The following is a 24,283-nucleotide window of genomic DNA, read 5'->3' as shown; positions in this document are numbered from 1 at the left end:
TAGGGGGATTTGCTCGTCGCGTCAAACCCCCCTTTTGCAGATTTTTTACTCTGCGAGCAGCTTGACCAGCAGCTCGTTCACCATGGCCGGATTGGCCTTGCCCTTCATGGCTTTCATGGTCTGCCCGACAAAGAATCCGAACAGCTTGTCCTTGCCGCTCTTGTACTCTGCGAGCTTGTCGGCATGGGTCTGAAGGATGCCGCGAATCTCGGCTTCGATAGCCCCGGTGTCGGTAACCTGACGCAGCCCCTTGCGTTCGACGATGACCGAAGCCGAATCACCGGTCTCGAACATGTCCTCAAGCACTTCCTTCGCGATCTTGCCGTTGATCGTCGAATCCGTGATCAGCGCCAGAAGCTCCATGAGCCCCTCAGCCTTGACCGGGCTTGTTTCGATCGTCGCACCCGTCCGGTTCAGCGCTGCGAAGAAATCACCCAGCATCCACGTAACCGCCAGACGCGGGTCACTACCCTTGGCCACGGTCTCGTAGAAATCGGCAATCCCCTGCTCTACCGTCAGAACTCCCGACTCATAGCGTGAAATGCCATAGGTTTCCTCCAGGCGCTCGCGCTTGGCCTCGGGCAGTTCCGGAAGAGCGGCGCGGAGGCTCTCAACCCAGTCACGCTCGATGAGGAGCGGCAGAAGATCGGGATCGGGGAAGTAGCGATAATCATGCGCGTCTTCCTTAGAACGGAGTGAGCGCGTCTCACTACGCACGTGATCGAACAGTCGTGTTTCCTGATCGACTGTGCCACCGGCTTCCCAGATCTCGACCTGTCGCGCTGCCTCGACTTCGATCGCCTGCATGACATAGCGGATCGAGTTCACGTTCTTGATCTCGCAGCGCGTGCGATATTCCTCGCCCGCCTTGCGTACCGAAACGTTCACATCGGCACGCATCGAGCCTTCTTCCATGTTGCCGTCACAAGTGCCGAGATAGCGCAGGATCTGGCGCAGCTTGCGCAGATAGGCACCCGCTTCTTCCGGCGAACGGATATCGGGCTCGCTCACAATTTCCATGAGCGCCACGCCGGCACGGTTCAGGTCGATGAAAGAGCGCGTGGGGTCCTGATCGTGCATCGACTTGCCGGCGTCCTGCTCGAGATGCAGGCGCGTGACACCGATATGGCGCACAGAGCCATCGGCGAGTTCGATCTCGACCTTCCCCTCACCCACGATCGGATGAGCGAACTGGCTGATCTGGTAACCCTGCGGCAGATCGGCGTAGAAATAATTCTTGCGATCGAACCGGCTCATCAGATGGATCTGTGCATTCAGCCCCAGCCCTGTCCGTACGGCCTGAGCCACACACTCCAGGTTGATGACCGGCAGCATGCCAGGAAAGCCTGCGTCGATCAGGCTGACATGGGTGTTGGGCTCGCCGCCATATTCGGCCGAGGCGCCAGAGAAGAGTTTCGCGTGGCTGATGACCTGAGCATGGACTTCGAGCCCGACCACGATCTCCCAGGGGCCTGTTGTGCCTTCGATGATATAGCCGCTCATGCGATTGCTCCCGCATGCAAAGCAGGCCTGTGCGTGAAGCCCGCTGCCTTTTCCATGACACGCCCGGCGGCGAACAATGTCTCTTCCTCGAAATAGCGGCCGATCAGCTGCAAGCCGAGCGGCAGACCGTCATGGTCCAGTCCGGCCGGCAGAGACAGCGCAGGCACGCCCGCCATGCTGGCTGGCACGGTGAAGATGTCGTTCAGATAAATCTGCACTGGATCGGTCGGACGCTCAGAATGAGCAAAAGCTGCCGAAGGCGCGGTTGGTGTCAACAGCACATCGACGTTCTCGAACGCGTTGAGGAAGTCACGCTGGATGAGCGTACGCACCTTCTGCGCACGCAGGTAATACGCGTCGTAATAGCCGGAAGAGAGCACATAGGTGCCCATCAGGATACGACGGCGGACCTCCTCACCAAAGCCAGCATGACGCGTGGCTTCGTAAAGTTCATCGAGTGTACCAGCGTCAACGCGCTCGCCGAAACGGACGCCGTCATAGCGTGCCAGGTTCGAGGAAGCTTCAGCCAGTGCTACGATATAATAGGTCGGCAGGCCGTATTTTGTGTGAGGAAGCGAGACATCGACAATCTCGGCCCCGGCGTCACGCAGCCAGGCGATACCCTGATCCCACAGGGCCTGAATGTCCGCAGGCAGCGTATCCGGGCGATACTCGCGCGGAATACCAACCTTGAGACCCTTCACCCCACGCTCGAGCGCATCCTCATAACGCGGCACCGCGCGATCGACGGAGGTGCTGTCCTTCGCATCGAACCCGGCCATGGATTCCAGCATGATGGCGCAATCTTCCATCGTGCGCGCCATCGGCCCGGCCTGATCGAGCGAGCTGGCAAAGGCAATCGTGCCAAAGCGCGAGCAGCGACCATAGGTCGGCTTGATGCCCGTGATACCGCAATAGGCCGCGGGCTGACGGATGGAACCACCCGTATCCGTGCCCGTCGTGCCAAGCACAAGGCCAGCGGCAACGGCAGCAGCAGAACCGCCGGAAGACCCGCCGGGAACCAGCTTGTCTTCAGAGCCCTTGCGGCGCCACGGATTGACCACCGGACCGAAAGCCGACGTCATGTTGGTCGACCCCATCGCGAACTCGTCGAGATTGGTCTTGCCAACGAAGATCGCCCCGTCGGCCAGCAGGTTTGACGTGACCGTGCTTTCATAGGGTGGCACGAAATTGCGCAGGATATTGCTCGAAGCCGTAGTGCGCACACCATTGGTGCAGAACAGGTCCTTGATACCCAGCGGCAGGCCACAAAGCGAGGGCGCATTGCCCGTGGCCAGCAAGGCATCAGCCGCACGGGCAGAAGCGCGGGCCTGATCTGCTGTAACGGTAACAAAGCTGTTGATTTCACCGTCAAGCTTGTCGATCGCGCTCAGAAAGTGATCGGTCAGTTCGACGGCAGACAGGCGACGCTCCCTGAGAGCCTTTCGCGCAGAGGCGAGGGTCAGATCATGCATCACTCAACAACCTTGGGAACAGTGAAATAGGGACCGACAGAGTCGGGCGCGTTGGACAGCACAGCGTCGCGCTTGTCGCCATCGGTCACAGCGTCTTCACGCAGGCGCGGCATGGCCAGGCCGGTGCCAATCATCGGGGGCACATCGGTAATGTCGACTTCGTTCAGTTGCTCGACCCAGCCCAGGATGCCACTCAGCTCCTGGCGCATGGCTTCACATTCCTGATCACTCAGGCCAATTCTGGCCAGTTTTGCTATGCGCCTGACTGTGCGCGTTTCCAACGACATAAAGGATCGACTTTCCTGAAAGTGAGCGGATAATCCCGACGGTCCAGAATTTTGCGAGATCATAACGCCTTCCCATGAGTCTGTTCAATCCATACGCCCTGCGCGATGCCCTCCCTCCCGGCTCCCGGTTGCTGGGGCTCGATCCCGGCCAGAAGACAATCGGGCTGGCCCTGAGCGATGTGACGCTCATGCTCGCCTCGCCCTATCGGAGCCTGAAGCGCCGCAAATTCGGCGAGACCGCCGAAGAGATCGGTCGTATTGTGCGCAAGGAAGGCATTGGGGGGCTGATATGCGGGCTACCGCTCTCGCTCGATGGATCATTCGGCCCAGCGGCCCGCTCCGCACAGGACTGGATGACAGAGCTCTCAACCCGGCTCGATTTGCCGGGCTGCTGCTGGGACGAGCGGCTTTCTTCCAGCGCGGTCAATCGCTTCCTTATTCAGGAGGCCGATATGACACGCAAACGCCGGGCGGGAGTGGTGGATAAAATGGCCGCAGCCTACACGCTGCAATCCTGGCTGGATGCTACGTCACCACAACCTGAGTTCGGCTGACTGGGGGCAGAGGCGTGCCTTGCACAAAGGCACGCCCGGGGCACATTCTTGCTTCAGATCCCAAGCACACGTCCCGTCTGTTCGCGTATCCGGCGGCAGGCGGATTCATCCTTGCGCAAATCAAGACCATAACTCGGAATGATGGCCTCCAGGCGCGTGCGCCATTCCGGCAGGCGGGAAGCGAAATTCTGCTGGACCACCTTCAGGGCTACAGAAGCTGCAATGGAAGCGCCGGGAGAGGCCCCAAGAACCGCGGCGAGGCTGTGGTCCTGCGTGCTCAACACTTCCGTGCCGAATTTGAGTGTCCCACGCCCGTTCTCGCGCTTGATGATCTGTACACGCTGCCCAGCCACGGCGACGCGCCAGTCATGTTGTCGGGCTGACGGGTAGAAATCCTGCAGTGCTGCGAAGCGCGAAGAGGGTTTTTGGAGAACCTGCCCGATGAGATACCGCACGAGGTCGCGGTTATCGACCATCACGTCGAACATGGCGCGCGCATTGTCAGTCGTGATCGAGCGTGGCAGATCCGTCCAGCGGCCGGATTTGAGGAATTTGGTCGTGAACCCGGCATAGGGGCCAAACAGCAGATAGGGCCGCCCGCCAATAATGCGCGTATCCAGATGCGGTACAGACATGGGGGGAGAGCCCACGGCGGCCTTGCCATAAACCTTCGCCGTGTGACGCTGGCACAGGTCAAGATTATCAGCGTGCAGGAACAGACCACTTACCGGGAAACCCGCATAACCATGCGCCTCGGGCAGATCGGCACCCTTGAGCAGTTCGAGCGCAGCCCCCCCTGCCCCGACAAAGACGAATCCGGCCGAGACCGTGCGTGTCTCACCCGTCTCGGTGTTCTGCACACTGACACGCCAGCGCGGGTTGCCGCCTGCCCCGCGCCCCTCGCGGTCAAGCGCAGTCACCCTGTGGCAGTAATGAACATCGATGCCCGGCTCGTTGCGCAAATTATCGAAAAGGGTGCGTGTCAGTGTGCCGAAATCGACATCGGTACCCTGTTCGACGCGTGTGGCCGCCAGCGTCTCGCCGGGACGACGTCGCGCCATCATCAGCGGCGCCCACTCCGCTATCTGGGCCGCATCCTCGCTATAAGCCATGGTGTCGAAGCAATGGTGGCGCACCATGGTCTCGTACCGCGCGCGCAGGAAGGCAACATTCTCCTCGCCGCGCACGAAGCTCATATGCGGACAACGACGTATGAACGACGACGGATCGGTGATCCAGCCTTTCTCGACCAGATGCGCCCAAAGCTGGCGGGACAAATCGAATTCCGTGTTCACGTCCAGCGCCTTGGCCATGTCAATGCTGCCATCGGGGCGACGCGTGGTGTAGTTCAGCTCGCAATACGCAGCATGGCCCGTTCCGGCATTATTCCATGCTTCGGAACTTTCCTTGGCGCATGAATCGAGCGCCTCGAAAACACTGATCGTCAGGCTTGGGTCAAGCGACCGGATGAGGGCTGCGAAACTCGCGCTCATGACACCGGCACCGATCAGGACGATATCGGGGCGCTCTTGGCAGGTCTGGGACATGAGGCAGCTCTTCCAGTCTTGTGAGGACGTATCGGGCGCATCCAGGCAAGCCCGCGAGGCCAGCAAGGAGTGCGAACGCTCTTCAAACACAGCTTGATAGCATCAATCGAGCCCCCTGGGGCCGGATCAGCCGGAGTTGATCATCCGATACAACGATTATCACATGGTTTGCGATACGCCCTGAACGCGCCGGCAATCTCAATGATCCCCGAGAGTGCATCTTCCAACCGGGCTCTGAGCGACGCAAAGTCCGGCGATGGACGTATGGTGGGCTCATCAAGATAGAGCCGACGGCTGATTTCGACCTGGATTACGTGGACCTGCCGATCAGGCGTGCCATAGCGCTCAGTGATGTACCCTCCGGCATAAGGCCGGTTCCGGCCAACCGAGAACCCCTGCGAACCCAGCCGATGCGCGACCCCTTCGACAATTTCAGGCGCACAACTCGTGCCATGCAGGTCGCCCAGAATAATGTCTGGCAGGCGGAGGTGGGGAATGGTCGGCATCGAGTGAAGGTCCAGCAGAACACAGGTCCCGAACCGGCTCCTGCAGCGTTCGATCATGCCCTCAAGCGCCTCGTGGTAAGGCAACCAGCAGGAAGCGATTCGCTGCGTCGCCTCGGATACCGGTAACTGATGACGATAGATCCCTCGCCCCGGTCCCGCGATACGCGCCATCATACCAAGCCCACTACGCACCTTGGCTGTGTTCGTCAGGCTTCCCTCGGGCAGACGCTCGCGAAACATGCCGGGATCGAGCTCCCAGGCGTAGCGATTTACATCGCAATAGGCCCGGGGGAACTGGGCACAGAGCAGCGGTATCCCCCATGAGGGAGCGGCCTCGAACAGCAGATCGACATACGCGTCCTCACTGCGGCGCAGGGAGGTAAGATCCAGCCGGGTCTGCCTTAGAAAGCTTTGAGGATAAGCACGACCGGAATGGGGCGACGCCAGAATGAGTGGCGCCACGGGCTCGATTACATCGCGAAGCAAAAAACTGTTGGAAAGACAGAGCTCTGGCTCCCACGATGCGCTCTGGATCATTTTTTTTCCGCTATGGTGATTTTTTTAGAAAACCCATCTTGCCAGCCCCGTCAACGCCCGCTAAAACGCCGCTCACGGACCGGATGGGCGCATAGCTCAGCGGTAGAGCACTACCTTGACATGGTAGGGGTCACAGGTTCAATCCCTGTTGCGCCCACCATCCGGTCCGTAGAATTTCCCGAAAAACATGAAATTTCTCAGTCGAGTTGCTCATGCAATTTGCTGACGATTTCACGCTCTCCAGCGCGTGAGCAGGGTGTACCAACGCCGCAGCGAGAATTCCTTCTGCCAAAAAAACTACCCCATGCATATTGGCTGACGATCACCCCCACCGCCAAACCCGCACATGCGTTCATGGTGAGGGCTTGAGAAATTACGGCGGCTGCACAAAGCAGGACACAGCCGATACGTGTGTCGCGATCGGACATTCACCCCTCATCCTATGCGGTCCATCGTCGGTTGATCTGCCCGTATGACTGCACAACTGCTGATTCCACCGCGATGGACAAGACCCGCATCACATGAAGCGACCCAAGCGCTCTGGTGAGCGATCCAGCGTTGAACTGCCGCCAGAACTGGTTCCAGCCAGAAAGGCTGAGACCGCCTTAATTGGGCGTTGATGTCGCCGCGAGCCGCATATACCCTCTATCAGGACAAAAGTCGTCAATTCGACCTCCCCCCACATCATCGAATCGGTGATCTACGGAAGCTTCGCCCAAGACAGGTAATCAAGGGGCTGGGTCATGATTATAAAAATCGCCTCCCTAGCGTTACACAGCCATATCCCCGGCGCGTGCAGGTCAGTGGCTAACTACGGCTCAAATGATGCGTGACTGAGGGCGGATATACCCCCATAGGCGCCCGCGCGCGCATCAGAATGCCGCCGGCGAGGCCAAGTGCATCATCATTTCGAAACAATGACGTAGAGATGACTCAAGTTTAATTGCTTTGAATAGTCACTAGATTGAACGCTGACCGCACAAATCCGTTCTCGAAATAGTTACCATCGGCAGTATGCAAAATTTTCGCACAACACCGCACAGAATGATCGCTGCGATTATTGCATGAACGTTACGAGCGCGCGGCTGTTACGTGGCGTGCAATCGTCAACATAAGATTAATATTTCAAATACGTAAAGAATTAATCGAGTCGACTGGGTCATGAGCACAACCGACGCGTCGTCTCTGGTGACAGGAATTTCAAAATCTGTATATGTTTCTACTTAGTTAACATTCATCTTCGCACCAAAGATTTAATGTTTGTGCTGCTAAAAAGACTTGCAGACTCTTCGTCAAACTTCGTTAAATACGGGAGGCAACCTTTGTCAAAAATAATAACATTTCTCAAGCAGGTCCCATGTTGAAAAGCTCGTTCGTCATATTTCTCGCGCTTCTCGCATGGGGTGTATCGTCCCTAGCCGTCATGCTTGGCATGCCCAATCTGGCCTCATTGACCGATGAGCTCGACCTCGTGGGCGAGATCCTGTTCGCAACAGGGATTTTGCTGATCTTTGTGCGTCTGGGGCTCAACTCCTATCGCAAAAGCGCGGATAGCGTGGGCAGCCCAATCGGCCAGACGAAGCAGAGCTGATAGAGAATCTTGTTTCAGGACCGTCAGCGCCTTCTCCCAACGCGTAGCCCCCGGCGTTTTGTGACCTCTTGACGTACCCCCTGTTTTAGCCCGCCACATCACCGGCCCGTGCGCTGCAATGTCCAAGCGTGTGGCGCCGAAACGGGCCCAGCTGTTCCGCCTTTCAAGAAAACCTGATCACGCCCCCGGGTGTTGCTACAGCGATGTCTGGAGCCAGGCTCGAAAACATGCGCTAAAACGTAGCGGCACCGCGCGCGCCGACGGGGAATCTTGGCCGGGATCATCCTTGCGATTGTCTGTTCCGACGCATCCGTCGACCGAGCGAAACCACACCGTCCTACCGCAACGACGCATGATCTGCGTGTGACGCGAGCGGCACAGACGGGTCTGAATGGCTACGGAGTTTGAACGGCTTATGTCCAGCTACACCCCCTACAATGAGACCAAGATGCCGGAAATGGCACTGGAGAGTGTGTTCCCTGAGCAGCATGCCCTTATGCGAGCCCTTGTTGCCAAGGCGGCCGCACTCGGTCCTGTACCCTATGCCATCGTCTGGCCCTGTAGCAGCCACGCGCTGGGAGGAGCCGTCGAGGCTGCCCGCCACAGCATCATCATCCCGATTCTGGTGGGCGATCGGACGAAGATCGAAAAGACAGCCAGGGAAGCCGGGCTTGATATCACCGGGATGCGCATCGAACAGGCCGATGATGAGGCTACCGCGGTCAAACAGGCCATAGCGTTGATTCATTCGGGTGAAGCGCAAGGCCTTACCAAAGGCAGTCTCCATACCGATACCTTCATGGCTGGCGTCATCAAACAGGAAAGCGGCCTTCGCACGAAGCGCCGCATGAGCCACGTCTTCTGCATCAACGTGCCTGATTATCCCGAACTACTGCTTGTCTCAGACGCGGCCATCAACATTGCGCCGGATCTGGTGACCAAGCGCGACATCGTTCAGAATGCCATTGATCTCCACCATGCGCTTGGCCTCGGCACACCGCGCGTTGCGCTGCTCTCCGCCGTCGAGACCATCAACACCAAGATTCAGGGCACGCTGGACGCCGCAAGCCTATGCAAGATGGCGGACCGTAAGGAAATCACCGGAGGCGTACTCGATGGACCGCTGGCCATGGATGTCGCGGTCAGCGGCGATTCGGCCAGAATCAAGGGAATTGCCTCCGACGTGGCAGGCCGCGCCCAGATTCTGGTAGCCCCCGATCTGGAATCGGGAAACATTCTCGTTAAAAGCCTTGCTTTCCTCGGCAAGTCCGCAACCTCGGGAATTGTCATGGGGGCCAAGGTGCCCGTTCTGCTGACAAGCCGCGCCGACGACGCAACGGCACGACTTGCCTCTGCGGCCATTGGCGCGCTTTACGCCCGCTATCTGGACGCTGCCACCCGCCAGTAACTCGGCCGCAATTCAGTTCCCCCGGCCCTGCTTACGGGATCGGGGGATATCCTTACAGGTTCTGAGCCAGCCAGCCTTCCTGATTGAGAGAGAAGCCGTGCCACGCGGCGGCACCCATTTCCATGCTGTTATGGGGCACGTATTTCATGACCATCAATTTGGCCCCCTCGGGCAGCAGCTTTGCCAGTACATCGCGCAGATCGGCGATGATCAGGTTTGACGCGATAAGCCAGAAATTATCGATCTCGTGAAATCCCTCGCTGAAGCTCGCGAGCTTCTGTTCGAGCGCCGTGTAATCCTGACCGGGTAAACGCTCATAGGCGACAATATAGGTAGTCAATCTACGGAAATCCTTGATTTGGAGGCAGGAGAACACCAGCCACAGCACCACATCTCGCGAGGCAGTAACGTTTCCCTCACAAAAACATGACAGTTACGTGAAACATTTGCCACAACCCTGCCGTGTTCGACGTATGTGTGCAGCATCGAGGAGTAAGTTCAATGACGATTTTCGAGTATTACTGGCAGAGCGTTAAAGCCTGGATGCGGGGCCTTATCATGAAAGATCTGCACCTCCCCGGGGCGTGACGCTGCCAGGCCCCATATAAGAGCCCGGTGGGGGGCGGTCGATGGGTGGAGATATGGCATCGGCGCTGGGCCAGGCCTCCTCACCCGGACGTGGCGGCACCATAGCAAAGCGCGAGCGAGGCAGAGCCTCCGGGCACTCTGCTCTCATGCGCAGAATGATCTTCTCGCGGATATCACAGCGCAGATCCCAGCTTTGCAGCGCATTGCGCGCGCTGGCGATAATACGGATCTTCAATGTCTGCGCATCGCAATCTGCGACCTGACAATCGAAAACCTTCCCATCCCAAAGCGGACAGGTCTTGATGATCTCCGCCAGAAAGCCCCGGATCGTCTCGATAGGCGCTTCGTAATCCACGTACAGAAAAACCACGCCAATGATGGCGGCAGAGTTATGGGTCCAGTTCTCGAAACGATTCTCGAGAAAATAGGAGATGGGCACGATATGTCGCCGCCAGTCCCATACGCGCAGCACAACATAGGTCGAGGTAATCTCCTCCACCCATGCCCAGTCACCATTGATGATGATCAGGTCTTCCATTCGAATGGGCTGAGTGATGGCAATCTGCACACCGGCAAGCAGATTCGTCAGAAGGCCGCGCGCTGACAGGCCAACGATCAACGAAGCTGCACCGGCCGAGGCAAACAGAGAGACGCCATACTGACGGACCGAATCGAAAGTCATCAGTGCTGTGGCGACCGTTACAATACCCACCAGAATTTCGGTCAGGCGCCGCAGGACCCTGATCTGCGTCTGGTGGGTACGGATCATGATGTCATCGACATGATCCCGCGCCGTGATTTTCTGAAGATAGGCCTCGGTCATGATGCGGAAGGCAACAATGGCCGCATAACCCACCATCAGGATGCCAATAAAGAGAAGCAGCTTCTGCAAAAGCTGCGTCGTCTCCCAGGTAAATCCAGAGGCCGCAGGCAGAGCCGAGAGCAGAACCGCCAGCACAACCATCACACGCACCGGGCGACGCATGGCCAGGATGATCTTGCGGAGTACCGCCTCTTCACGGTGGCCAAAGATACGCAGAATGATGACCGAGACGAGCTTGCTGGCATAGAACGCCACGGTAGCCAACACGACAAGCATGAGAATGGAGACAAGCTGCGCAGGCAGCCAGTCGAAGTAAGCGCGCAGGGCGAAAAGAGAGCTTAGAAACTGCTGCTTCAAAGTGGATATCCAGATCCTTGAGAGGGATGAGGAGCGCCGAGCCAGCCGCCCCGGCACCGTGGGGCAACCCGTTGGCATACCATGCCACAGACTGCCCATCGGGTAAAAACACGATAGGCGCAAAAACCTCCCGGCAGAGTGTTGACACATCCGCCCAACCCTTTTAATTCCACGCCCACCGGTCGCGATGGCGGCGTAGCTCAGCGGTAGAGCAGGGGAATCATAATCCCTTGGTCGGCGGTTCAAATCCGTCCGCCGCTACCATCCGACCGGTAATTCCCCACATGGACATCCATCGGCTGCCTGCATAAATGACGCTTATGAAAGCGCCACTCGCAGCGGTTACGATGGTTTATAACGAGCCGGTTTTTCTGCCGGTCTGGCTGCGCCATTACGGCACTATGGTCGGCCCGCAGTGCTGCTACGTGATCGACCATGGGTCGGATGATGGCTCTACAACCTCGATAGGTGCCAATCGTCTGCAAATTCCACGTTCTGCGCAGGATGATGCCAGACGTGCGCGCGCGATCAGCGCTATCTGCGCCGGGCTTCTCGAGTGGTATGATGCGGTTCTGTATTGCGATGTCGACGAGATGATCGTGGCAGATCCCGCCTGTTTCGGCTCTCTCATGGCCTTGTCAGAAGCCCGTCAGGTCCCATGTCTGACCGCAACAGGGTTCGATGTCCTGCACAAGGCCGACAGCGAGGCTTCGGCCGACTTTACGCGCCCCCTTTCGGAGCAACGCCATCTGCTGCGCTTCTCAGCCGCGATGTGCAAACCGTGCCTGATCAGATCCCCCGTGACATGGTCTCCAGGCTTTCACAGCATAAAGGAAAGTCTCCCCAGCCCCGATCCGGCTCTGATGCTGTTTCATCTGCGCTACAGTGATCTGGATGCCGGACTGGACCGACTGCGTCGCACGCGTGCCCAACCCTGGTGCAGCGACAATGCGGGGAGCCATCAACGTATGGGAGATGACGCCTGGAAGGCCATGCTGGCCTCCATGGCAGGCTTGCCGGAAGAGGCGGCGACACTCGAAAGCAATGATACTGCCCTGCGTGCATGGCGGGAGCGTATCAACCGCGAGGCGCTGGAACGGGCCCATGACCCCTACCCTATAGATTTAAGTCTGTCGGGCGATCATTTATGGCCCCTGCCCGAAAGGTTCAGGGGCCTGTTCTAGACGGATCGAGCCAGGATTACTCGGCCGTTTCCTCGACCGCTTCTTCAGTCTCGCCTTCAGCGCCCGAATCATCACCCTGACGACGGTCGTCATGGTCCTGCTGGGCGCGGGCACGCTGCTGGTGACGCTCCTGGCGTTCCATCTGACTCTGCTGCGCGGCCTGGGTCATTGCATTGAGAATACGGAAATAGTGCTCGGCGTGCTGAAAATAGGCTTCGGCGAGAATACGATCACCAGTGCCTGTCGCGTCGCGACCAAGCTGCAGATACTTCTCAAAAAGCTGCTGGGCCGTACCGCGCACACGCATATCAGGGCCATTGCTGTCGAACACGTGGTTACGGTTCAGGGGCGTCTGGCCATTTGAATGACGCGACCCGCCACCGCTCGGACGGTGGTGACGGCTTCTCATACGTTTCATATTCATGGGTCTGCGTAGCACTTTCGTATTCGCAATCCCGACCCGGCAGAGCTCGGATACGGCGCGATTGCAGGGAATGAATGACCCTTGGTTTGTCTCTTGCAGGCCGGATTACAGGATCAGGCCTCTACTCCGCACAGCCTGATCACAAGGATCATTGCGAAATCGCGGAAAACGGTATGTTCTGCCGATGAATACACCGGTGAGCTTAACAGACCGATCAGCGCAAGCTAGCAAGTTTGGAGCACACTGCCAATGGTTTTTCCTGCAAAGCCGCGAGAGTAATCAGACATGCTCGAAGCAAAGAGCACGAATGATCCCGCCGAGGTCTCGCCTTGCCTCACGCAGCGATAGTCCCTGCTCTGCCCCAAGCGCCGTGACATCGTCCTCTTGTCCTTGCCCGATCTCCAGAACGAGCACCCCACCCGGTGCGAGATGGCGCGACATTTGGAGCATGATCGCCCGATAGGCCTCCAGCCCGTCATCGCCGCCCACCAAAGCGCGCACAGGCTCATGATCGCGCACCTCCGGCATCAATCCGGCAATATCGGCCGCTGGAATATAAGGCGGGTTGCTGAGGATGATATCGAAACGGCCCGTCAGTGCATCGGTCCAGCTGCCAGCCAGAAAGGCGCTACGTTGCACCAACCCGTTCCTGCTGGCGTTGCGCTGTGCCAAGGCGGCAGCTTCCGGTGACAGATCCACCCCGATGCCAAAAGAGGCCGTGTATTCACTCAGTGCCGCCAGAAGCAAACATCCTGTACCTGTGCCCAGGTCCAGCAAGTGCTGCGGCTTGTTCCGGTCGGGTCTCAAATCGAGCAAGGCCTCGATCAACGTCTCGCTATCACCGCGCGGGATGAGCGTATGGGGCGATACCTCCAGTGTCAGGTTCCAGAATCCGGTCTCTCCCTCGATCAGCGCCATCGGCATCCGTGCGCAACGGCGCATGACGCCCGATTCCAGCCTAGCCATTGCGGAGGGTGGTACAAGGTCTCGTGTCAGGAGTGCGGAGGCGTCACAGGCAAGCGCCCAGCACACCAACCGACGCGCCTCCATCCGTGCCGCCTCGATCCCGGCGCTGTCCAGCCGCCTGGCAGTCTCGTCGAGAACTTGTTTGAGAGGGGATGGATTACCGCTCACTGCCTACTCCTAAAACGGCTTATGATACGGGGATGAGAAAGATCATGCCCCTGCTGACCGTCTTCGTCATGCTAAGCCCAACCGTCGCACTGGCCGAGAGCTTCACTGTTACCGATGACCGTGCGCCCATAGAGGTGTCTGAAGTTTCACGCCTCTATATCGACGGGTCGCTTGCCGCGACCTTCCGCCTAGATGACAAGACGCCCAGCCTGACAAAAACAATCGAAATCCCTCTGGGCCGCGTCAATCATGACTATGCCCTTTGCGGCCAGATCACGGTCATCAACGCCGAAGGACGATCGGAAACCCATCAGGTCAGCAGTCAGGGAACGCTTCATCACCCCGAGGGGCATCACCTGCTCGCTCTGGGCGATGAAAACTTCACCGATTTTTTCCTGCGCGAGCCGAATGATCCCGAGATTGCCAAACATCACCCCGGTCACGCCGATATCTGCGCTTCGCCTGTAAGTTGAGGCTGCGAGCAGCGTCTCTCTTTTACTTCAGTTGAGCCCTTCCGCCGCCAAAAGAGCTGTCTGCTCTTCCTGCGTCAAGGCATCAACAATCTCGTCAAACTCGCCCAGCATAACCCGGTCTATCTTGTGCAGGGTGAGGTTGATACGATGATCCGTCACCCGGCCCTGGGGGAAATTGTAGGTCCGGATACGCTCTGAGCGATCACCGGTGCCAACCTGGGATTTGCGATCGGCCGCACGGCTGGCATGAGCTTGGGCACGCTGCATTTCGTAAAGGCGCGCCCGAAGGATCTTCATGGCTTTGGCCTTGTTCTTGTGCTGGCTCTTCTCTTCCTGCATGGCCACCACAATACCGCTGGGCATGTGGGTGATACGCACTGCGCTCTCGGTCTTGTTGACGTGCTGCCCACCCGCGCCTGAAGCGCGATAGACATCGATACGCAGATCACCCTCATCAATGGCCACGTCCACCTCTTCCGCCTCGGGCATGATCGCCACAGTGACGGTGGAGGTATGGATACGGCCCTGACTTTCGGTGGCCGGAACGCGCTGCACACGATGCACGCCGGACTCGTATTTCAGGCGGGCAAATACCGATCGCCCCGAAATGGTAGCAACGCCTTCACGAAGGCCCGACAGGTCGCTCTCGTCATATTCCATGACCTCGAAGCGCCAGCCATGCAGATCCGAAAACCGTTTATAGGCTCCGAAAAGCTCGGCCGCGAAAAGCGCCGCCTCGTCTCCACCCGCCGCCGGGCGAATTTCGAGAATGGCACTGCGTTCATCAGCCTCGTCACGCGGCAGCAGCGCAAGCCGTACCTGCTGGTGCAGCCCCTCCAGCTGCCCCTCGATCTCCATGATCTCGCCTTGCGCAAGTTCACGCATCTCGGGATCGTCCAGCATGGCCTGAGCGTCCTTGTGGGCGCTTTCCGCACGACGATAAGCAAGAATGGATGACACGACGGGTTCGAGTTCGGCAAACTCGCGCGAGGCCCGCACGAATTCCTCACCCTGTATCTCGCCACTCGACATGAGGGCTTGCAGTTCATCCGACCGGGCGACAATACGCTCCAGCCTGTCGTCCAATGCCACGATTACTGTGCTTTCAGGAAATGATCCGCGAGGGCGTCAAGCGCAATCTCGGTCTGTTCACGCTTGCCCAGATCACGCACGGTCACTGCACCACGTGCAAGCTCGTCCTCGCCCACCAATACCATATGAGCCGCGCCAGACTTGACCACGCGTTCCATACGCTTCTTCAGCGAGGAACGGGTCTCGATCTCGGCAGCGAAACCGGCATTGCGAAGGGTTTGTGCGGCTGTGATAGCGGCAGCAAGCGTTGCCTCACCGGTGGGGAGCACCGCCACAGGACGCGGCTGAACAGGGGCGGCCTCGATCAGCAGCGCCAGACGTTCGATCCCGCCTGCCCAGCCGATAGCCGGTGTAGCAGGACCGCCCATCTGAGCGACCAGCCCCTCATAGCGCCCGCCAGCCAGAACAGTGCCCTGCGCGCCCAGTCGATCGGTGACGAACTCGAAGGCCGTATGGCTGTAATAATCGAGCCCGCGCACAATATGCGGGTTCTCGACAAAACCGACACCAAACAGATCGAGCTTGCGACGCAGATCGTCCCAGAAAACCCGCGATGCCTCGTTCAGATAGGCGCCGAATTTCGGGGCGTTTTCAAGAAGCGCCCGATCCTGCGGCGATTTGCTGTCGAGAATACGCAGCGGATTGGCTTCAAGGCGGGCGCGGCTCTCATCCGAAAGCGCGCTCTCATGAGCCTTGAAATAGGCCACAAGGGCTTCTCGCCAGGCCTGCCGGCTATCAAGATCCCCCAGCGTATTGATTTCGAGCGTAACGGCATCGCCCAGACCCAGCGCCTTGAGTATGGCGTGCGCCATAGCGATGGTTTCGGCATCCATCAGCGGATCAGTGGCGCCGAGAAGCTCGGCCCCTATCTGATGGAACTGGCGGAAGCGCCCCTTCTGCGGGCGCTCATAGCGAAACATCGGCCCATTATAAAAGACGCGCTGCGGCAGGGCCTGCGTCAGACCATTGGTCACGAAGGCACGGCAGATTGCCGCTGTACCCTCGGGGCGCAGGGTCAGGCTGTCGCCGCCGCGATCCTCGAAAGTGTACATTTCCTTGGTCACGACATCCGAGGTATCGCCGAGCGTGCGGGAAAACACGCGCGTATCCTCGAAAATCGGCGTCGACCACTCTTCGTAGCCATAGCGACGCGTGATCTCACGCGCCGTATCCACCACATGGGCGTGGCGGCGCGCGGTATCACCAATCAGGTCATGCGTGCCGCGAACCGGCTGCAACTGGCTCATGATCTCAGGCGCCCGCCAGCGCGGCCTCGGCCTTTTCGGCCTCTTCCTGCGCGGCCTTTTCAGCTTCGATCTTGGCCACGCGCTCTTCCACGAGGTCAACGATATGCTCGATCATGTCCTGACCCTCGTTCAGGCGATGATCCTGCTTGCCCGCCGAATAGACCATGTGACGGCCAGCGCCACCACCGGTCACGCCCAGATCGGTCATCAGCGCCTCACCGGGGCCGTTCACGACACAGCCGATGATGGAGAGCGTCAGAGGCGTCTTGATGTGCTGCAAGCGGTCTTCGAGGGTCTGCACCGTCTCGACCACGTTGAAACCCTGACGCGCACAGGACGGGCAGGAAATGATCTTCACACCACGATGACGCAGGCCGAGCGACTTGAGAATATCCCAGCCAACGAGCACTTCCTCTTCCGGAGGCGCAGAAAGCGAGACGCGCATCGTGTCACCCACGCCTGCCCAGAGCAGATTGCCCAGACCGATGGAGGATTTTACGGTACCCGCGCGCTTTGATCCGGCTTCCGTGATGCCGATATGCAGCGGGTGATCGCAGACTTCGGCAAGCTGCTGATAGGCCGCAACCGCCATGAACACATCAGACGCCTTCACGCTGATCTTGAACTCATGGAAGTCATGATCCTGAAGGATCTTGGCGTGCTCAAGCGCACTCTCAACCAGTGCGTCGGGGTTGGGCTCACCGTATTTCTCGAGAAGGTGCTTCTCAAGCGACCCGGCATTGACGCCAATACGGATGGAACAGCCATAGTCGCGTGCCGCATTCACGACTTCACGCACACGCTCGGCGCTACCGATATTACCCGGATTGATGCGCAGGCAGGCCGCTCCGGCCTTGGCTGCTTCAATCGCACGCTTATAATGGAAGTGAATATCCGCCACGATCGGCACGTTCACCTCGCGCACGATCTCGGCCAGGGCTGCGGTGCTCTCCTCATCGGGGCACGACACACGAACAATGTCCACGCCTGCAATTTCCGACAGACGGATCTGCTCGATCGTCGCCTTGGCGTCCGATGTAAGCGTGTTGGTCATTGTCTGGACCGATATCGGCGCATCACCGCCGACAGCGACCTTGCCAACATGAATCTGACGGGACTTGCGACGTTCGATATACTGGTAAGGGCGATATCCGCTCATAATCTCGTCTCCGTATCGGTTGATGGACCCCAGTGGGCGGCGTCAACCGGGGGCTTCGCCGGAACCCTGTTCCAGAGCGCCGCCCCGTGTCTGTGTCATGTTGGCCAGAACAAGACGCCCTGTGGCATCGGCTTCTGCCCGTCTCCTGTGAGCACCATCCGCCTTTTGCGGCGTCAGGCCTCGTTAGTCGTCCATAGTCTTCTGCAGCAATGCGCGTCGGGAAAGAAGCGAACCTCACGCCCGACAGGCATTGGTGGTGGTGCTTTAACGCGGCTGCGCCGTCTGTTCCAGTTGTCGTGCGTTGAGGCGGTCAGTTTCCGACTCATGCGACGTGCTGGCGGGCGGGCTCGCGCGATGCACCGGTGCCGTAACCTTTGGGGTCGCGACAGTGTTTTTCAAGTCTGCCGGAGCACTGCCGGCATCGTTGCCATCAATGTGCGTTGCCGGGGCCACAGGCGCAGTGCTCGCAGCTGAAGCACTGCCGTCCTGACCCAGTTGCCCATTACGGATCGCATCGGCCGTCACGACAAGATTACGCCGTACCGCCCCGACACGCCCAAGAGCGGATGTTGTGACATCACCAGCGGAAAGCGTAAGGCCACCCGCATTGCCAAGCGTCATGTGATAAGGCCCGGCATCGGCGGGGCCCTGCCAGGTTTCGCCGGATTTGAGAACCCGGCTGAACACGCTCGCGCCATTCCTGTCACGTATCGATACCCAGGCGTCCGCAGCGGCATGAAGCCCGATCATGTTGGCAGCCACACCGGAATTGGGCGCCGGAGCAGCACTCGGCAAAGGGACTGCGGTCGATGTAGCGTTCTGCGACAGGCTGCCCTGCCCTGTCGTGCCCTGATCGGGCACCGTCTGGGCATTTGCGTTCGACCCAGGACCGATCTGGCCCGGCACGGGAACAGAACCAGCCGAAGCAGGCTGCGTATTGGCGCCCGGGGCAGACGGCATTTGCCCTGTCACGGTTGCGTTGGAAACAGGGGGCTGGCCGTTCACCCCCTGCTGCACGCTATTACCGACGGGCGGTTGCGCCATGGTGGCTGAGGGTGCTGTTGGCTCAGCGCCTGTCATCCGGGATGACGAAGTCTGGGGCGACGGCGCGAGCCCCTGCTCGGGCATGACCGCCGCAATCTGCGGAGACGTCGTACCATGCTGCGTCACACCGGGCATGATCTCTGCCACAGGTGGCATCTGATGCGTGGGCGCGGGTTCGGAGCCAAAGAAATGGTAATAGCCGATATAGGTGCCAACCAGAACGGCCAGTCCTGCCCCCACCCAGAGACCCACGGGCACCCCGCGCTCCGAGACGGGCTCGGGGAAACTCAGTTCGGTCTTGCGGTCAAAGGCACCGCGGGTGTCATGGCGAAACCGTGCGACGGCCTGATCGGGGTCCATGCCCATGGCCTGGGCGTAGGTCCTGAGAAAGCCCAAGGCGTAGGCGCTGCCCGGAAATACCGCCATGTTCCCTTCTTCTAGGGCCAGCAGATAATTCTCGCGGATACGCAACCACCCGGCCACGTCAGGCAGAGCCCATCCGAGCTCCTCACGTCGGGCGCGCAGATCGACCCCGACGCCGCGTGCCCCCTCACCCGCGCTGCCCTGCCATCCGGGAATACGGTCTGTGGTCTTATCTGGCATGATTACCCGACTGCAAACTCTGAGGGCGCAGGATGCCCTGTACGGGCGTATCTTGCAACCAGCGCGTCAACCGCCTGCTCAACCAGATCATGCAGAATCTCGGCAACCGGGCGAATGGCCTTGACCATGCCAACAGACTGACCGGCCATCACCGAGCCTTCCTCCACATCGCCTTCGATCACGGCGCGGCGCAGCGCACCGGCCCAGAAGTGCTCGATTTCAAGCTGGGCTTCTTCCTTGGTCAATTCGCCCGAGGTGAACCGGCCCAGCGTCGCCGCCTGATGGGCCATGAAACGGCGCGTGCCAGCATTATTCAGCCCGCGCACCGGAATGACCGGAAAGCGTTCATCGATCTGGTTGGACGTTACGGCATCACGTGCCGCCGCTCGCACAAAGGCCTTCTTGAAGGCCTCATGCGCGATGCTCTCGCTGCTGGCAGCAAAAAGCGTACCCAGCTGCGCACCGGATGCGCCCTGTTCCAGATAACCCAGAACGGCATCCCCACGCGCCAGGCCACCTGCCACGAAAACAGGCACGTCATGGATATGGGGCAGGATTTCCTGAGCCAGAACATTCAGGGACACCGGCCCGACATGACCGCCCGCCTCTGAACCCTCAATGACCAGCGCCTCGATCCCCTGCTTGACCAGACGCTTGCCCAGCGCCAGAGCCGGCGCAAAACCGATTGCCCGTGCACCACCATCACGCACCTGCTTGATGGTGGCCCCGCTCGGCACGCCACCAGCCAGCACGACATGCCCGACCTTCGCAGCGATGCAAACATCGACCAGCTTGTCGAGCTCAGGGTGCATCGTGATGAGGTTCACGCCAAACGGCTTGTCTGTCAGAGCCTGCGTAGCCGCAATTTCTTCGGCCAGACGGTCGGGCGTCATGGCCCCGCAGGCAATCACGCCAAACCCGCCAGCATTGGAAATGGCCGAAACGAGATTACGCTCGCTTACCCAGGACATCGCACCGCCCAGAATGGCGGTTGGTGTGCCAAGGAACTGGCAACCCGGGGCCCAGAGCCGGTCAAGCGTGGCGCGGGCCTTCTGGCGGGCTGGATTGATGCTGGTGTCGGTCATGCTCATTCCCCGTCCAGACCATAAGCCGTGTGCAGGGCGCGCATGGCGAGTTCCATATACTCTGCGTCGATCAGCACAGAGATCTTGATTTCGCTAGTGGAGATGACCTGCACGTTGATCCCGCGATCCGCGAGGGTCTGGAACATGGTGCTGGCCATACCCGAATGTGAGCGCATGCCGATGCCGACGACGCTGATCTTGACGACGTCATTGGCTGTATGGATCTCGCCATACTGGATGTCGGCCCGTGCGGCCTCAAGTGCGGCGAGCGCGCGCGCCTGATCGCCCTTGGGCACGGTGAAGGTCATGTTGGTCGAGCCGTCGGAGCCAACGCTCTGCACGATCATGTCAACATTCACCCGCGCCTCGGTCAACGGGCTGAAAATGGCAGCGGCGATACCCGGACGGTCCGGGATTCGGCTCACCGAGATCTTTGCCTCGTCCAGAGAATAGGCGATCCCCGTGACCAGTTCCTTTTCCATCATCTCGTCCTCATCCACCACCAGCGATCCCGAGAGCTCCGTCTCGGGTTCAAAACTCGACAACACGCGCACGCGCACTTTTTCTTTCATGGCCAGCCCGACAGAGCGGGTCTGGAGTACCTTGGCCCCTACCGAAGCGAGCTCAAGCATCTCCTCAAAGGTGATGCGATCCAGCTTTTTGGCCTTTTTCACGATACGCGGGTCGGTGGTGTAGATACCATCGACATCGGTATAGATATCACAGCGATTAGCCTTGATGGCAGCCGCCACAGCCACCGCCGAGGTGTCAGAGCCACCACGACCCAGCGTGCTGATCCGCTCGCCCGGCGCGACGCCCTGAAACCCGGCAATGACCGGCACTTCACCCTGCTCCATGCAGGCAATCAGCGCAGCGCCTTCAACATCGCCAATACGCGCCTTGCCGTGGGCATCATCAGTACGGAAGGGAATCTGCCAACCTTGCCACGACCGTGCTGGCACACCGAGCGCCTGTAGCGCGATGGCTGTCAGCCCACTCGTGACCTGCTCGCCACTGGCCACCACAGCATCATATTCACGTGCATCGGCCATTGGATCGAGCGCACTGACATAACCGACCATCTGATTGGTCACGCCAGCCATGGCCGAAACCACGACGGCAACCTGATGGCCTTTTTCCCGTTCCTTGCGCACACGCTCGGCGACCGCGCGAATACGATCGAGATCGGCCACTGAGGTTCCGCCGAACTTCATGACGATCCGGGTTGGGCACTGGTCTGAAGACGTCATAATTGTGCACCTGGCTCCGTACGTAGCAGAAAGCGTTCAATCACAGCGTGCCGGGAACGGATTTTCCAGCCTGCGATGTTGCGCAAGGAAAGGCGGGTCACATACTAAGTCCAGATCGCGCCGTCCAGATACTCTGGAACAACGGACCCATTTCTGTATGCCTGGAAACAACATGCCGGATCACGCAGCCTCTTCCGTCTCAGATCGCGAGATCGCCCATTTCGACCAGCTTGCCGCGACCTGGTGGGACCCGAAAGGCCCCATGAAGCCCCTGCACGACATGAACCCCATGCGCACCGAATGGGTCAATGCGCATCTCAAACGCCTGCAAGGATCGCGTGGCGGCAGGCTCTCGCTTCTCGATATTGGCTGCGGAGCCGGACTTGCGAGCGAGGCCTATGCCCGTATGGGCCATGACGTACTGGGTCTCGACGCTTCGCCCGAGGGCATACGTGCGGCGCAGGCCCATCTGGCAGATCATCCCTTGCCGGACAATACTGGCCCGCTGGTCTATCGCAATGGCAGCGCCGAGACGCTCGTCCGCGAAGGGCAGAGCTTCGATGCCATCTCTGCATTGGAGGTGATCGAGCATGTCAATGACCCACAGGAATTCCTTGCGCTGCTCCATTCGCTGACCAAGCCGGGTGGCCTTGTTGCGGTATCGACACTCAACCGCACGCTGCTCTCGCTGGCTGTCGCGAAGATCGGTGCCGAATATATTGCCCGCCTGCTGCCTGTCGGTACGCATGACTGGCAGAAATTCATCAAGCCCGAGGAACTGCATAGAATGGGGCGGGCCGTTGGCCTGCGCATGATCGATGTCGCCGGAATGAGCTACCGGCCGATGCACTGGCGCATTACGCGCGACACGAGCATCAACTATATCACGATGTTTGTACGAGACTGAGAACAAGGGCCTGCCAGACTATAGGCTGTCAGGCTTTTCGCCCTGTTGGGTGGGCGTGTCGTGGCCCGGTCCTGATCCGGGCACATGGCGCCTGAACGAGGCCTTATCAGCCTTGGTCCGGCCAAAGTCGCTCCGCCCGCGAGCGCCCCCTCATCTCCGCCCCCACCTTTTTCGGTTACGAGGGCAGAGAGAGAGAGTTTGCACCCGCCGGTTGAATCAGACTTCCGTATCCATGAAAGCGAACGTGGTGGGGCTTCCGACCGGGGTAAAGTTTTCAGTAAAGCCGAGCTGGCCGCTCGCCTTGTCGATCCTGAATGACGTCACGGCATCACTGCGCTGATTGGCACAGAACAGGAAGCTGCCCGACGGGTCGAACATCATGGCGCGACCGTAATCGGCATGCATCCAGGCTTCATCCTGCAAGGTCAGGGTGCCGTCATCGCCCACCTTGAACACGGCAAGGGAATCACCCAGACGGTTCGAGGCATAGACAAAGCGGTCATCTGCCGAAATCAGGATTTCAGCTGCAAGCGTGCTGCCACGGAAATGCGATGTGACAGTGCTGACCGATTGCAGATTGTTGATTGCCCCTGTCTGCGGGTCAAAAGCGCTGACGACAATTTTCGAGTCCTGCTCACACAGATTGTACATGAGCTTGCCGGAGCGATTGAACTGGAAATGACGCGGCGCGCTGCCTGGCGTCATGTCGTAATAAGGCGTCTTGGCCGGAACGAGCTTTCCGGTCTGCAAATTGAGCGTCCAGACATAGACGCGATCAAGACCGGCATCATCCGCAATAACGAACTTGCCGCTCGGATCGCTCTGGATCATGTGCGGATGCGACCCCGAGTGATCGGATACCGCGAAATTTCCCTGGGGGTTGTCTGCCGCACGCTCGGGCTGGCGTGGCCCGGTATTATGCACAACATCCGTTGCCGGACCGAGCGACCCGTCGGGCCGGATGGGCAGCACAGCCACGGAGCCCCCCATGTAGTTGGCCACGAGAACATAACGCCCTGAATGATGCACACTCAGATGCGCAGGCACAGCCCCGCCGGAGCTGACGGCGTTGAGCTTCTTGAGCGAGCCGGTCTTGCGATCCACCGCAAAGGCAGTCACCGAGCCGTCGCCATCCTTGTTGAAATCATCGATCTCACTCAGCGCGTACAGAAAACGCTTGTCATGCGACAGTGTGATGAAGGACGGGCTGGCGATATCGGTGAAGGTCGTGACAGGCGTCAGGACGCCGCTCTGACGATCCATTTCGAAAACGGCAATACCCTCACCATTACCGGCACCACCCGGAGGCGCATGCTTGGTGTACCCCCCGACAAAACAGATGGTCTTGGAAACCGCCTTGGGCGGGGGTGGCGGCGCAGCCGGGGCCTGATCAGCAGCATCCTGCGCCATGGCCGTGCCGCAACCCAGCAAGCCAAGGGTACCCAACGCAAAGCTGCGGCGGGAAATCGTCGTTTTCATGTTATGCTCTCAAGCTCCTCAAGCGA

Annotated in this window: 23 protein-coding genes and 2 tRNA genes; 8 read left to right on the top strand and 17 right to left on the bottom strand. The window is 59.4% G+C overall.

The features are described from left to right. Positions 1 to 45: 45 nt before the first annotated feature. From gatB to gatC, 3 genes are read right to left on the bottom strand one after another with little or no spacing between them, the layout of a single operon-like run. Positions 46 to 1,503: an Asp-tRNA(Asn)/Glu-tRNA(Gln) amidotransferase subunit GatB gene (gene gatB, locus F3J08_RS06155; protein WP_166928815.1), complete on the bottom strand. Its 1,458-nt coding sequence runs from the start codon at positions 1,501 to 1,503 to the stop codon at positions 46 to 48. Next, positions 1,500 to 2,978, bottom strand: a complete 1,479-nt coding sequence (gene gatA, locus F3J08_RS06150) for an Asp-tRNA(Asn)/Glu-tRNA(Gln) amidotransferase subunit GatA (protein WP_166928814.1) — start codon at positions 2,976 to 2,978, stop codon at positions 1,500 to 1,502. Before gatA ends, gatB begins: the two co-directional genes overlap by 4 nt. Then, entirely contained in the window at positions 2,978 to 3,265 is a 288-nt protein-coding gene (gatC, locus tag F3J08_RS06145) for an Asp-tRNA(Asn)/Glu-tRNA(Gln) amidotransferase subunit GatC (RefSeq protein WP_023977422.1), read from the bottom strand. Before gatC ends, gatA begins: the two co-directional genes overlap by 1 nt. Positions 3,266 to 3,339: 74 nt before the next feature. On the opposite strand from gatC, the gene ruvX reads away from it, so the two are divergent. Continuing rightward, positions 3,340 to 3,819: a Holliday junction resolvase RuvX gene (gene ruvX / locus F3J08_RS06140; protein ID WP_166928813.1), complete on the top strand. Its 480-nt coding sequence runs from the start codon at positions 3,340 to 3,342 to the stop codon at positions 3,817 to 3,819. A gap of 53 nt (positions 3,820 to 3,872) precedes the next feature. On the opposite strand, the gene mqo is transcribed toward ruvX, so the two are convergent. Both mqo and F3J08_RS06130 read right to left on the bottom strand, forming a co-directional pair. Next, the gene (mqo, locus tag F3J08_RS06135) at positions 3,873 to 5,366 is read right to left on the bottom strand and encodes a malate dehydrogenase (quinone) (protein WP_166928812.1); all 1,494 of its coding nucleotides are present in this window, start codon (positions 5,364 to 5,366) and stop codon (positions 3,873 to 3,875) included. Between the two features lie 140 nt (positions 5,367 to 5,506). Beyond that, positions 5,507 to 6,409, bottom strand: coding sequence for an N-formylglutamate amidohydrolase (locus tag F3J08_RS06130; RefSeq protein WP_166928811.1), 903 nt, complete (start codon positions 6,407 to 6,409; stop codon positions 5,507 to 5,509). Between the two features lie 85 nt (positions 6,410 to 6,494). On the opposite strand from F3J08_RS06130, the gene F3J08_RS06125 reads away from it, so the two are divergent. Beyond that, positions 6,495 to 6,569: transfer RNA gene (locus F3J08_RS06125), tRNA-Val, on the top strand. A gap of 37 nt (positions 6,570 to 6,606) precedes the next feature. On the opposite strand, the gene F3J08_RS06120 is transcribed toward F3J08_RS06125, so the two are convergent. Then, positions 6,607 to 6,837: a hypothetical protein gene (locus F3J08_RS06120; protein WP_166928810.1), complete on the bottom strand. Its 231-nt coding sequence runs from the start codon at positions 6,835 to 6,837 to the stop codon at positions 6,607 to 6,609. A gap of 929 nt (positions 6,838 to 7,766) precedes the next feature. Here F3J08_RS06120 and F3J08_RS06115 point away from each other — a divergent pair. Both F3J08_RS06115 and F3J08_RS06110 read left to right on the top strand, forming a co-directional pair. Further along, positions 7,767 to 8,000, top strand: coding sequence for a hypothetical protein (locus tag F3J08_RS06115; RefSeq protein ID WP_166928809.1), 234 nt, complete (start codon positions 7,767 to 7,769; stop codon positions 7,998 to 8,000). A 415-nt stretch (positions 8,001 to 8,415) separates the two neighbouring features. After that, entirely contained in the window at positions 8,416 to 9,408 is a 993-nt protein-coding gene (locus F3J08_RS06110) for a bifunctional enoyl-CoA hydratase/phosphate acetyltransferase (protein WP_240149168.1), read from the top strand. A 52-nt stretch (positions 9,409 to 9,460) separates the two neighbouring features. On the opposite strand, the gene F3J08_RS06105 is transcribed toward F3J08_RS06110, so the two are convergent. Together F3J08_RS06105 and F3J08_RS06100 are read right to left on the bottom strand one after the other, a co-directional pair. Beyond that, positions 9,461 to 9,748, bottom strand: coding sequence for a hypothetical protein (locus F3J08_RS06105; RefSeq protein WP_122039154.1), 288 nt, complete (start codon positions 9,746 to 9,748; stop codon positions 9,461 to 9,463). A gap of 216 nt (positions 9,749 to 9,964) precedes the next feature. Next, positions 9,965 to 11,176 carry a mechanosensitive ion channel family protein gene (locus tag F3J08_RS06100; protein WP_023977429.1) on the bottom strand — a complete coding sequence of 404 codons (1,212 nt, stop codon included), beginning with the start codon at positions 11,174 to 11,176 and terminating at the stop codon, positions 9,965 to 9,967. Positions 11,177 to 11,365: 189 nt separating this feature from the next. Here F3J08_RS06100 and F3J08_RS06095 point away from each other — a divergent pair. Both F3J08_RS06095 and F3J08_RS06090 read left to right on the top strand, forming a co-directional pair. Next, positions 11,366 to 11,440: transfer RNA gene (locus tag F3J08_RS06095), tRNA-Met, on the top strand. A gap of 47 nt (positions 11,441 to 11,487) precedes the next feature. Next, positions 11,488 to 12,360 carry a glycosyltransferase family 2 protein gene (locus F3J08_RS06090; RefSeq protein ID WP_166928807.1) on the top strand — a complete coding sequence of 291 codons (873 nt, stop codon included), beginning with the start codon at positions 11,488 to 11,490 and terminating at the stop codon, positions 12,358 to 12,360. Between the two features lie 16 nt (positions 12,361 to 12,376). On the opposite strand, the gene F3J08_RS06085 is transcribed toward F3J08_RS06090, so the two are convergent. Both F3J08_RS06085 and prmC read right to left on the bottom strand, forming a co-directional pair. After that, on the bottom strand, positions 12,377 to 12,769 hold the full coding sequence (locus tag F3J08_RS06085; RefSeq protein ID WP_240149167.1) for a DUF4167 domain-containing protein: 393 nt from the start codon (positions 12,767 to 12,769) through the stop codon (positions 12,377 to 12,379). 294 nt (positions 12,770 to 13,063) lie between these two features. After that, positions 13,064 to 13,918 (bottom strand): peptide chain release factor N(5)-glutamine methyltransferase, encoded by an 855-nt coding sequence (gene prmC / locus F3J08_RS06080; protein WP_166928806.1) that lies wholly within the window; start codon positions 13,916 to 13,918, stop codon positions 13,064 to 13,066. A 44-nt stretch (positions 13,919 to 13,962) separates the two neighbouring features. Between prmC and F3J08_RS06075 the strand changes: the two genes are divergently transcribed. Further along, positions 13,963 to 14,391 (top strand): hypothetical protein, encoded by a 429-nt coding sequence (locus F3J08_RS06075; protein ID WP_240149166.1) that lies wholly within the window; start codon positions 13,963 to 13,965, stop codon positions 14,389 to 14,391. Between the two features lie 27 nt (positions 14,392 to 14,418). Here F3J08_RS06075 and prfA read toward each other — a convergent pair whose 3' ends face one another. The 6 genes from prfA to F3J08_RS06045 form a co-directional block, all read right to left on the bottom strand. Further along, positions 14,419 to 15,483, bottom strand: a complete 1,065-nt coding sequence (gene prfA / locus F3J08_RS06070; protein WP_023977434.1) for a peptide chain release factor 1 — start codon at positions 15,481 to 15,483, stop codon at positions 14,419 to 14,421. 2 nt (positions 15,484 to 15,485) lie between these two features. Then, on the bottom strand, positions 15,486 to 16,730 hold the full coding sequence (gene hisS / locus F3J08_RS06065; protein WP_166928805.1) for a histidine--tRNA ligase: 1,245 nt from the start codon (positions 16,728 to 16,730) through the stop codon (positions 15,486 to 15,488). A 4-nt stretch (positions 16,731 to 16,734) separates the two neighbouring features. Continuing rightward, positions 16,735 to 17,889 (bottom strand): flavodoxin-dependent (E)-4-hydroxy-3-methylbut-2-enyl-diphosphate synthase, encoded by a 1,155-nt coding sequence (ispG, locus tag F3J08_RS06060; RefSeq protein ID WP_023977436.1) that lies wholly within the window; start codon positions 17,887 to 17,889, stop codon positions 16,735 to 16,737. Positions 17,890 to 18,153: 264 nt separating this feature from the next. Beyond that, positions 18,154 to 19,536 (bottom strand): helix-turn-helix domain-containing protein, encoded by a 1,383-nt coding sequence (locus F3J08_RS06055; protein WP_166928804.1) that lies wholly within the window; start codon positions 19,534 to 19,536, stop codon positions 18,154 to 18,156. Positions 19,537 to 19,538: 2 nt separating this feature from the next. Beyond that, on the bottom strand, positions 19,539 to 20,627 hold the full coding sequence (locus tag F3J08_RS06050) for a nitronate monooxygenase family protein (protein WP_166928803.1): 1,089 nt from the start codon (positions 20,625 to 20,627) through the stop codon (positions 19,539 to 19,541). After that, a complete protein-coding gene (locus tag F3J08_RS06045; protein ID WP_122039161.1) occupies positions 20,624 to 21,871 on the bottom strand; it encodes an aspartate kinase in 1,248 nt (415 codons plus the stop codon). The genes F3J08_RS06050 and F3J08_RS06045 overlap by 4 nt, the downstream gene beginning before the upstream one ends. Positions 21,872 to 22,028: 157 nt before the next feature. Between F3J08_RS06045 and ubiG the strand changes: the two genes are divergently transcribed. Further along, the gene (ubiG, locus tag F3J08_RS06040; RefSeq protein WP_062164397.1) at positions 22,029 to 22,778 is read left to right on the top strand and encodes a bifunctional 2-polyprenyl-6-hydroxyphenol methylase/3-demethylubiquinol 3-O-methyltransferase UbiG; all 750 of its coding nucleotides are present in this window, start codon (positions 22,029 to 22,031) and stop codon (positions 22,776 to 22,778) included. A gap of 216 nt (positions 22,779 to 22,994) precedes the next feature. Here ubiG and F3J08_RS06035 read toward each other — a convergent pair whose 3' ends face one another. Continuing rightward, positions 22,995 to 24,257: a lactonase family protein gene (locus F3J08_RS06035; RefSeq protein WP_023977441.1), complete on the bottom strand. Its 1,263-nt coding sequence runs from the start codon at positions 24,255 to 24,257 to the stop codon at positions 22,995 to 22,997. Positions 24,258 to 24,283 lie beyond the last annotated feature (26 nt).

It is taken from the genome of Asaia sp. As-1742 (assembly GCF_011753235.1).
Classification (GTDB): Bacteria; Pseudomonadota; Alphaproteobacteria; order Acetobacterales; family Acetobacteraceae; genus Asaia; species Asaia bogorensis_B.
Note: the sequence above shows the minus strand (reverse complement) of the source record. Positions and strands in the feature narration are given on the sequence as shown.

What these genes read in the sequence shown, in the direction of transcription:
- gatB (WP_166928815.1), bottom strand. Translation starts at nt 1,503, where the DNA reads ATGAGCGGCTATATCATCGAAGGCACAACAGGCCCCTGGGAGATCGTG.
- gatA (WP_166928814.1), bottom strand. Translation starts at nt 2,978, where the DNA reads ATGCATGATCTGACCCTCGCCTCTGCGCGAAAGGCTCTCAGGGAGCGT.
- gatC (WP_023977422.1), bottom strand. Translation starts at nt 3,265, where the DNA reads ATGTCGTTGGAAACGCGCACAGTCAGGCGCATAGCAAAACTGGCCAGA.
- ruvX (WP_166928813.1), top strand. Translation starts at nt 3,340, where the DNA reads ATGAGTCTGTTCAATCCATACGCCCTGCGCGATGCCCTCCCTCCCGGC.
- mqo (WP_166928812.1), bottom strand. Translation starts at nt 5,366, where the DNA reads ATGTCCCAGACCTGCCAAGAGCGCCCCGATATCGTCCTGATCGGTGCC.
- F3J08_RS06130 (WP_166928811.1), bottom strand. Translation starts at nt 6,409, where the DNA reads ATGATCCAGAGCGCATCGTGGGAGCCAGAGCTCTGTCTTTCCAACAGT.
- F3J08_RS06120 (WP_166928810.1), bottom strand. Translation starts at nt 6,837, where the DNA reads ATGTCCGATCGCGACACACGTATCGGCTGTGTCCTGCTTTGTGCAGCC.
- F3J08_RS06115 (WP_166928809.1), top strand. Translation starts at nt 7,767, where the DNA reads ATGTTGAAAAGCTCGTTCGTCATATTTCTCGCGCTTCTCGCATGGGGT.
- F3J08_RS06110 (WP_240149168.1), top strand. Translation starts at nt 8,416, where the DNA reads ATGTCCAGCTACACCCCCTACAATGAGACCAAGATGCCGGAAATGGCA.
- F3J08_RS06090 (WP_166928807.1), top strand. Translation starts at nt 11,488, where the DNA reads ATGACGCTTATGAAAGCGCCACTCGCAGCGGTTACGATGGTTTATAAC.
- F3J08_RS06085 (WP_240149167.1), bottom strand. Translation starts at nt 12,769, where the DNA reads ATGAGAAGCCGTCACCACCGTCCGAGCGGTGGCGGGTCGCGTCATTCA.
- F3J08_RS06075 (WP_240149166.1), top strand. Translation starts at nt 13,963, where the DNA reads ATGCCCCTGCTGACCGTCTTCGTCATGCTAAGCCCAACCGTCGCACTG.
- hisS (WP_166928805.1), bottom strand. Translation starts at nt 16,730, where the DNA reads ATGAGCCAGTTGCAGCCGGTTCGCGGCACGCATGACCTGATTGGTGAT.
- ispG (WP_023977436.1), bottom strand. Translation starts at nt 17,889, where the DNA reads ATGAGCGGATATCGCCCTTACCAGTATATCGAACGTCGCAAGTCCCGT.
- F3J08_RS06055 (WP_166928804.1), bottom strand. Translation starts at nt 19,536, where the DNA reads ATGCCAGATAAGACCACAGACCGTATTCCCGGATGGCAGGGCAGCGCG.
- F3J08_RS06050 (WP_166928803.1), bottom strand. Translation starts at nt 20,627, where the DNA reads ATGAGCATGACCGACACCAGCATCAATCCAGCCCGCCAGAAGGCCCGC.
- F3J08_RS06045 (WP_122039161.1), bottom strand. Translation starts at nt 21,871, where the DNA reads ATGACGTCTTCAGACCAGTGCCCAACCCGGATCGTCATGAAGTTCGGC.
- ubiG (WP_062164397.1), top strand. Translation starts at nt 22,029, where the DNA reads ATGCCTGGAAACAACATGCCGGATCACGCAGCCTCTTCCGTCTCAGAT.
- F3J08_RS06035 (WP_023977441.1), bottom strand. Translation starts at nt 24,257, where the DNA reads ATGAAAACGACGATTTCCCGCCGCAGCTTTGCGTTGGGTACCCTTGGC.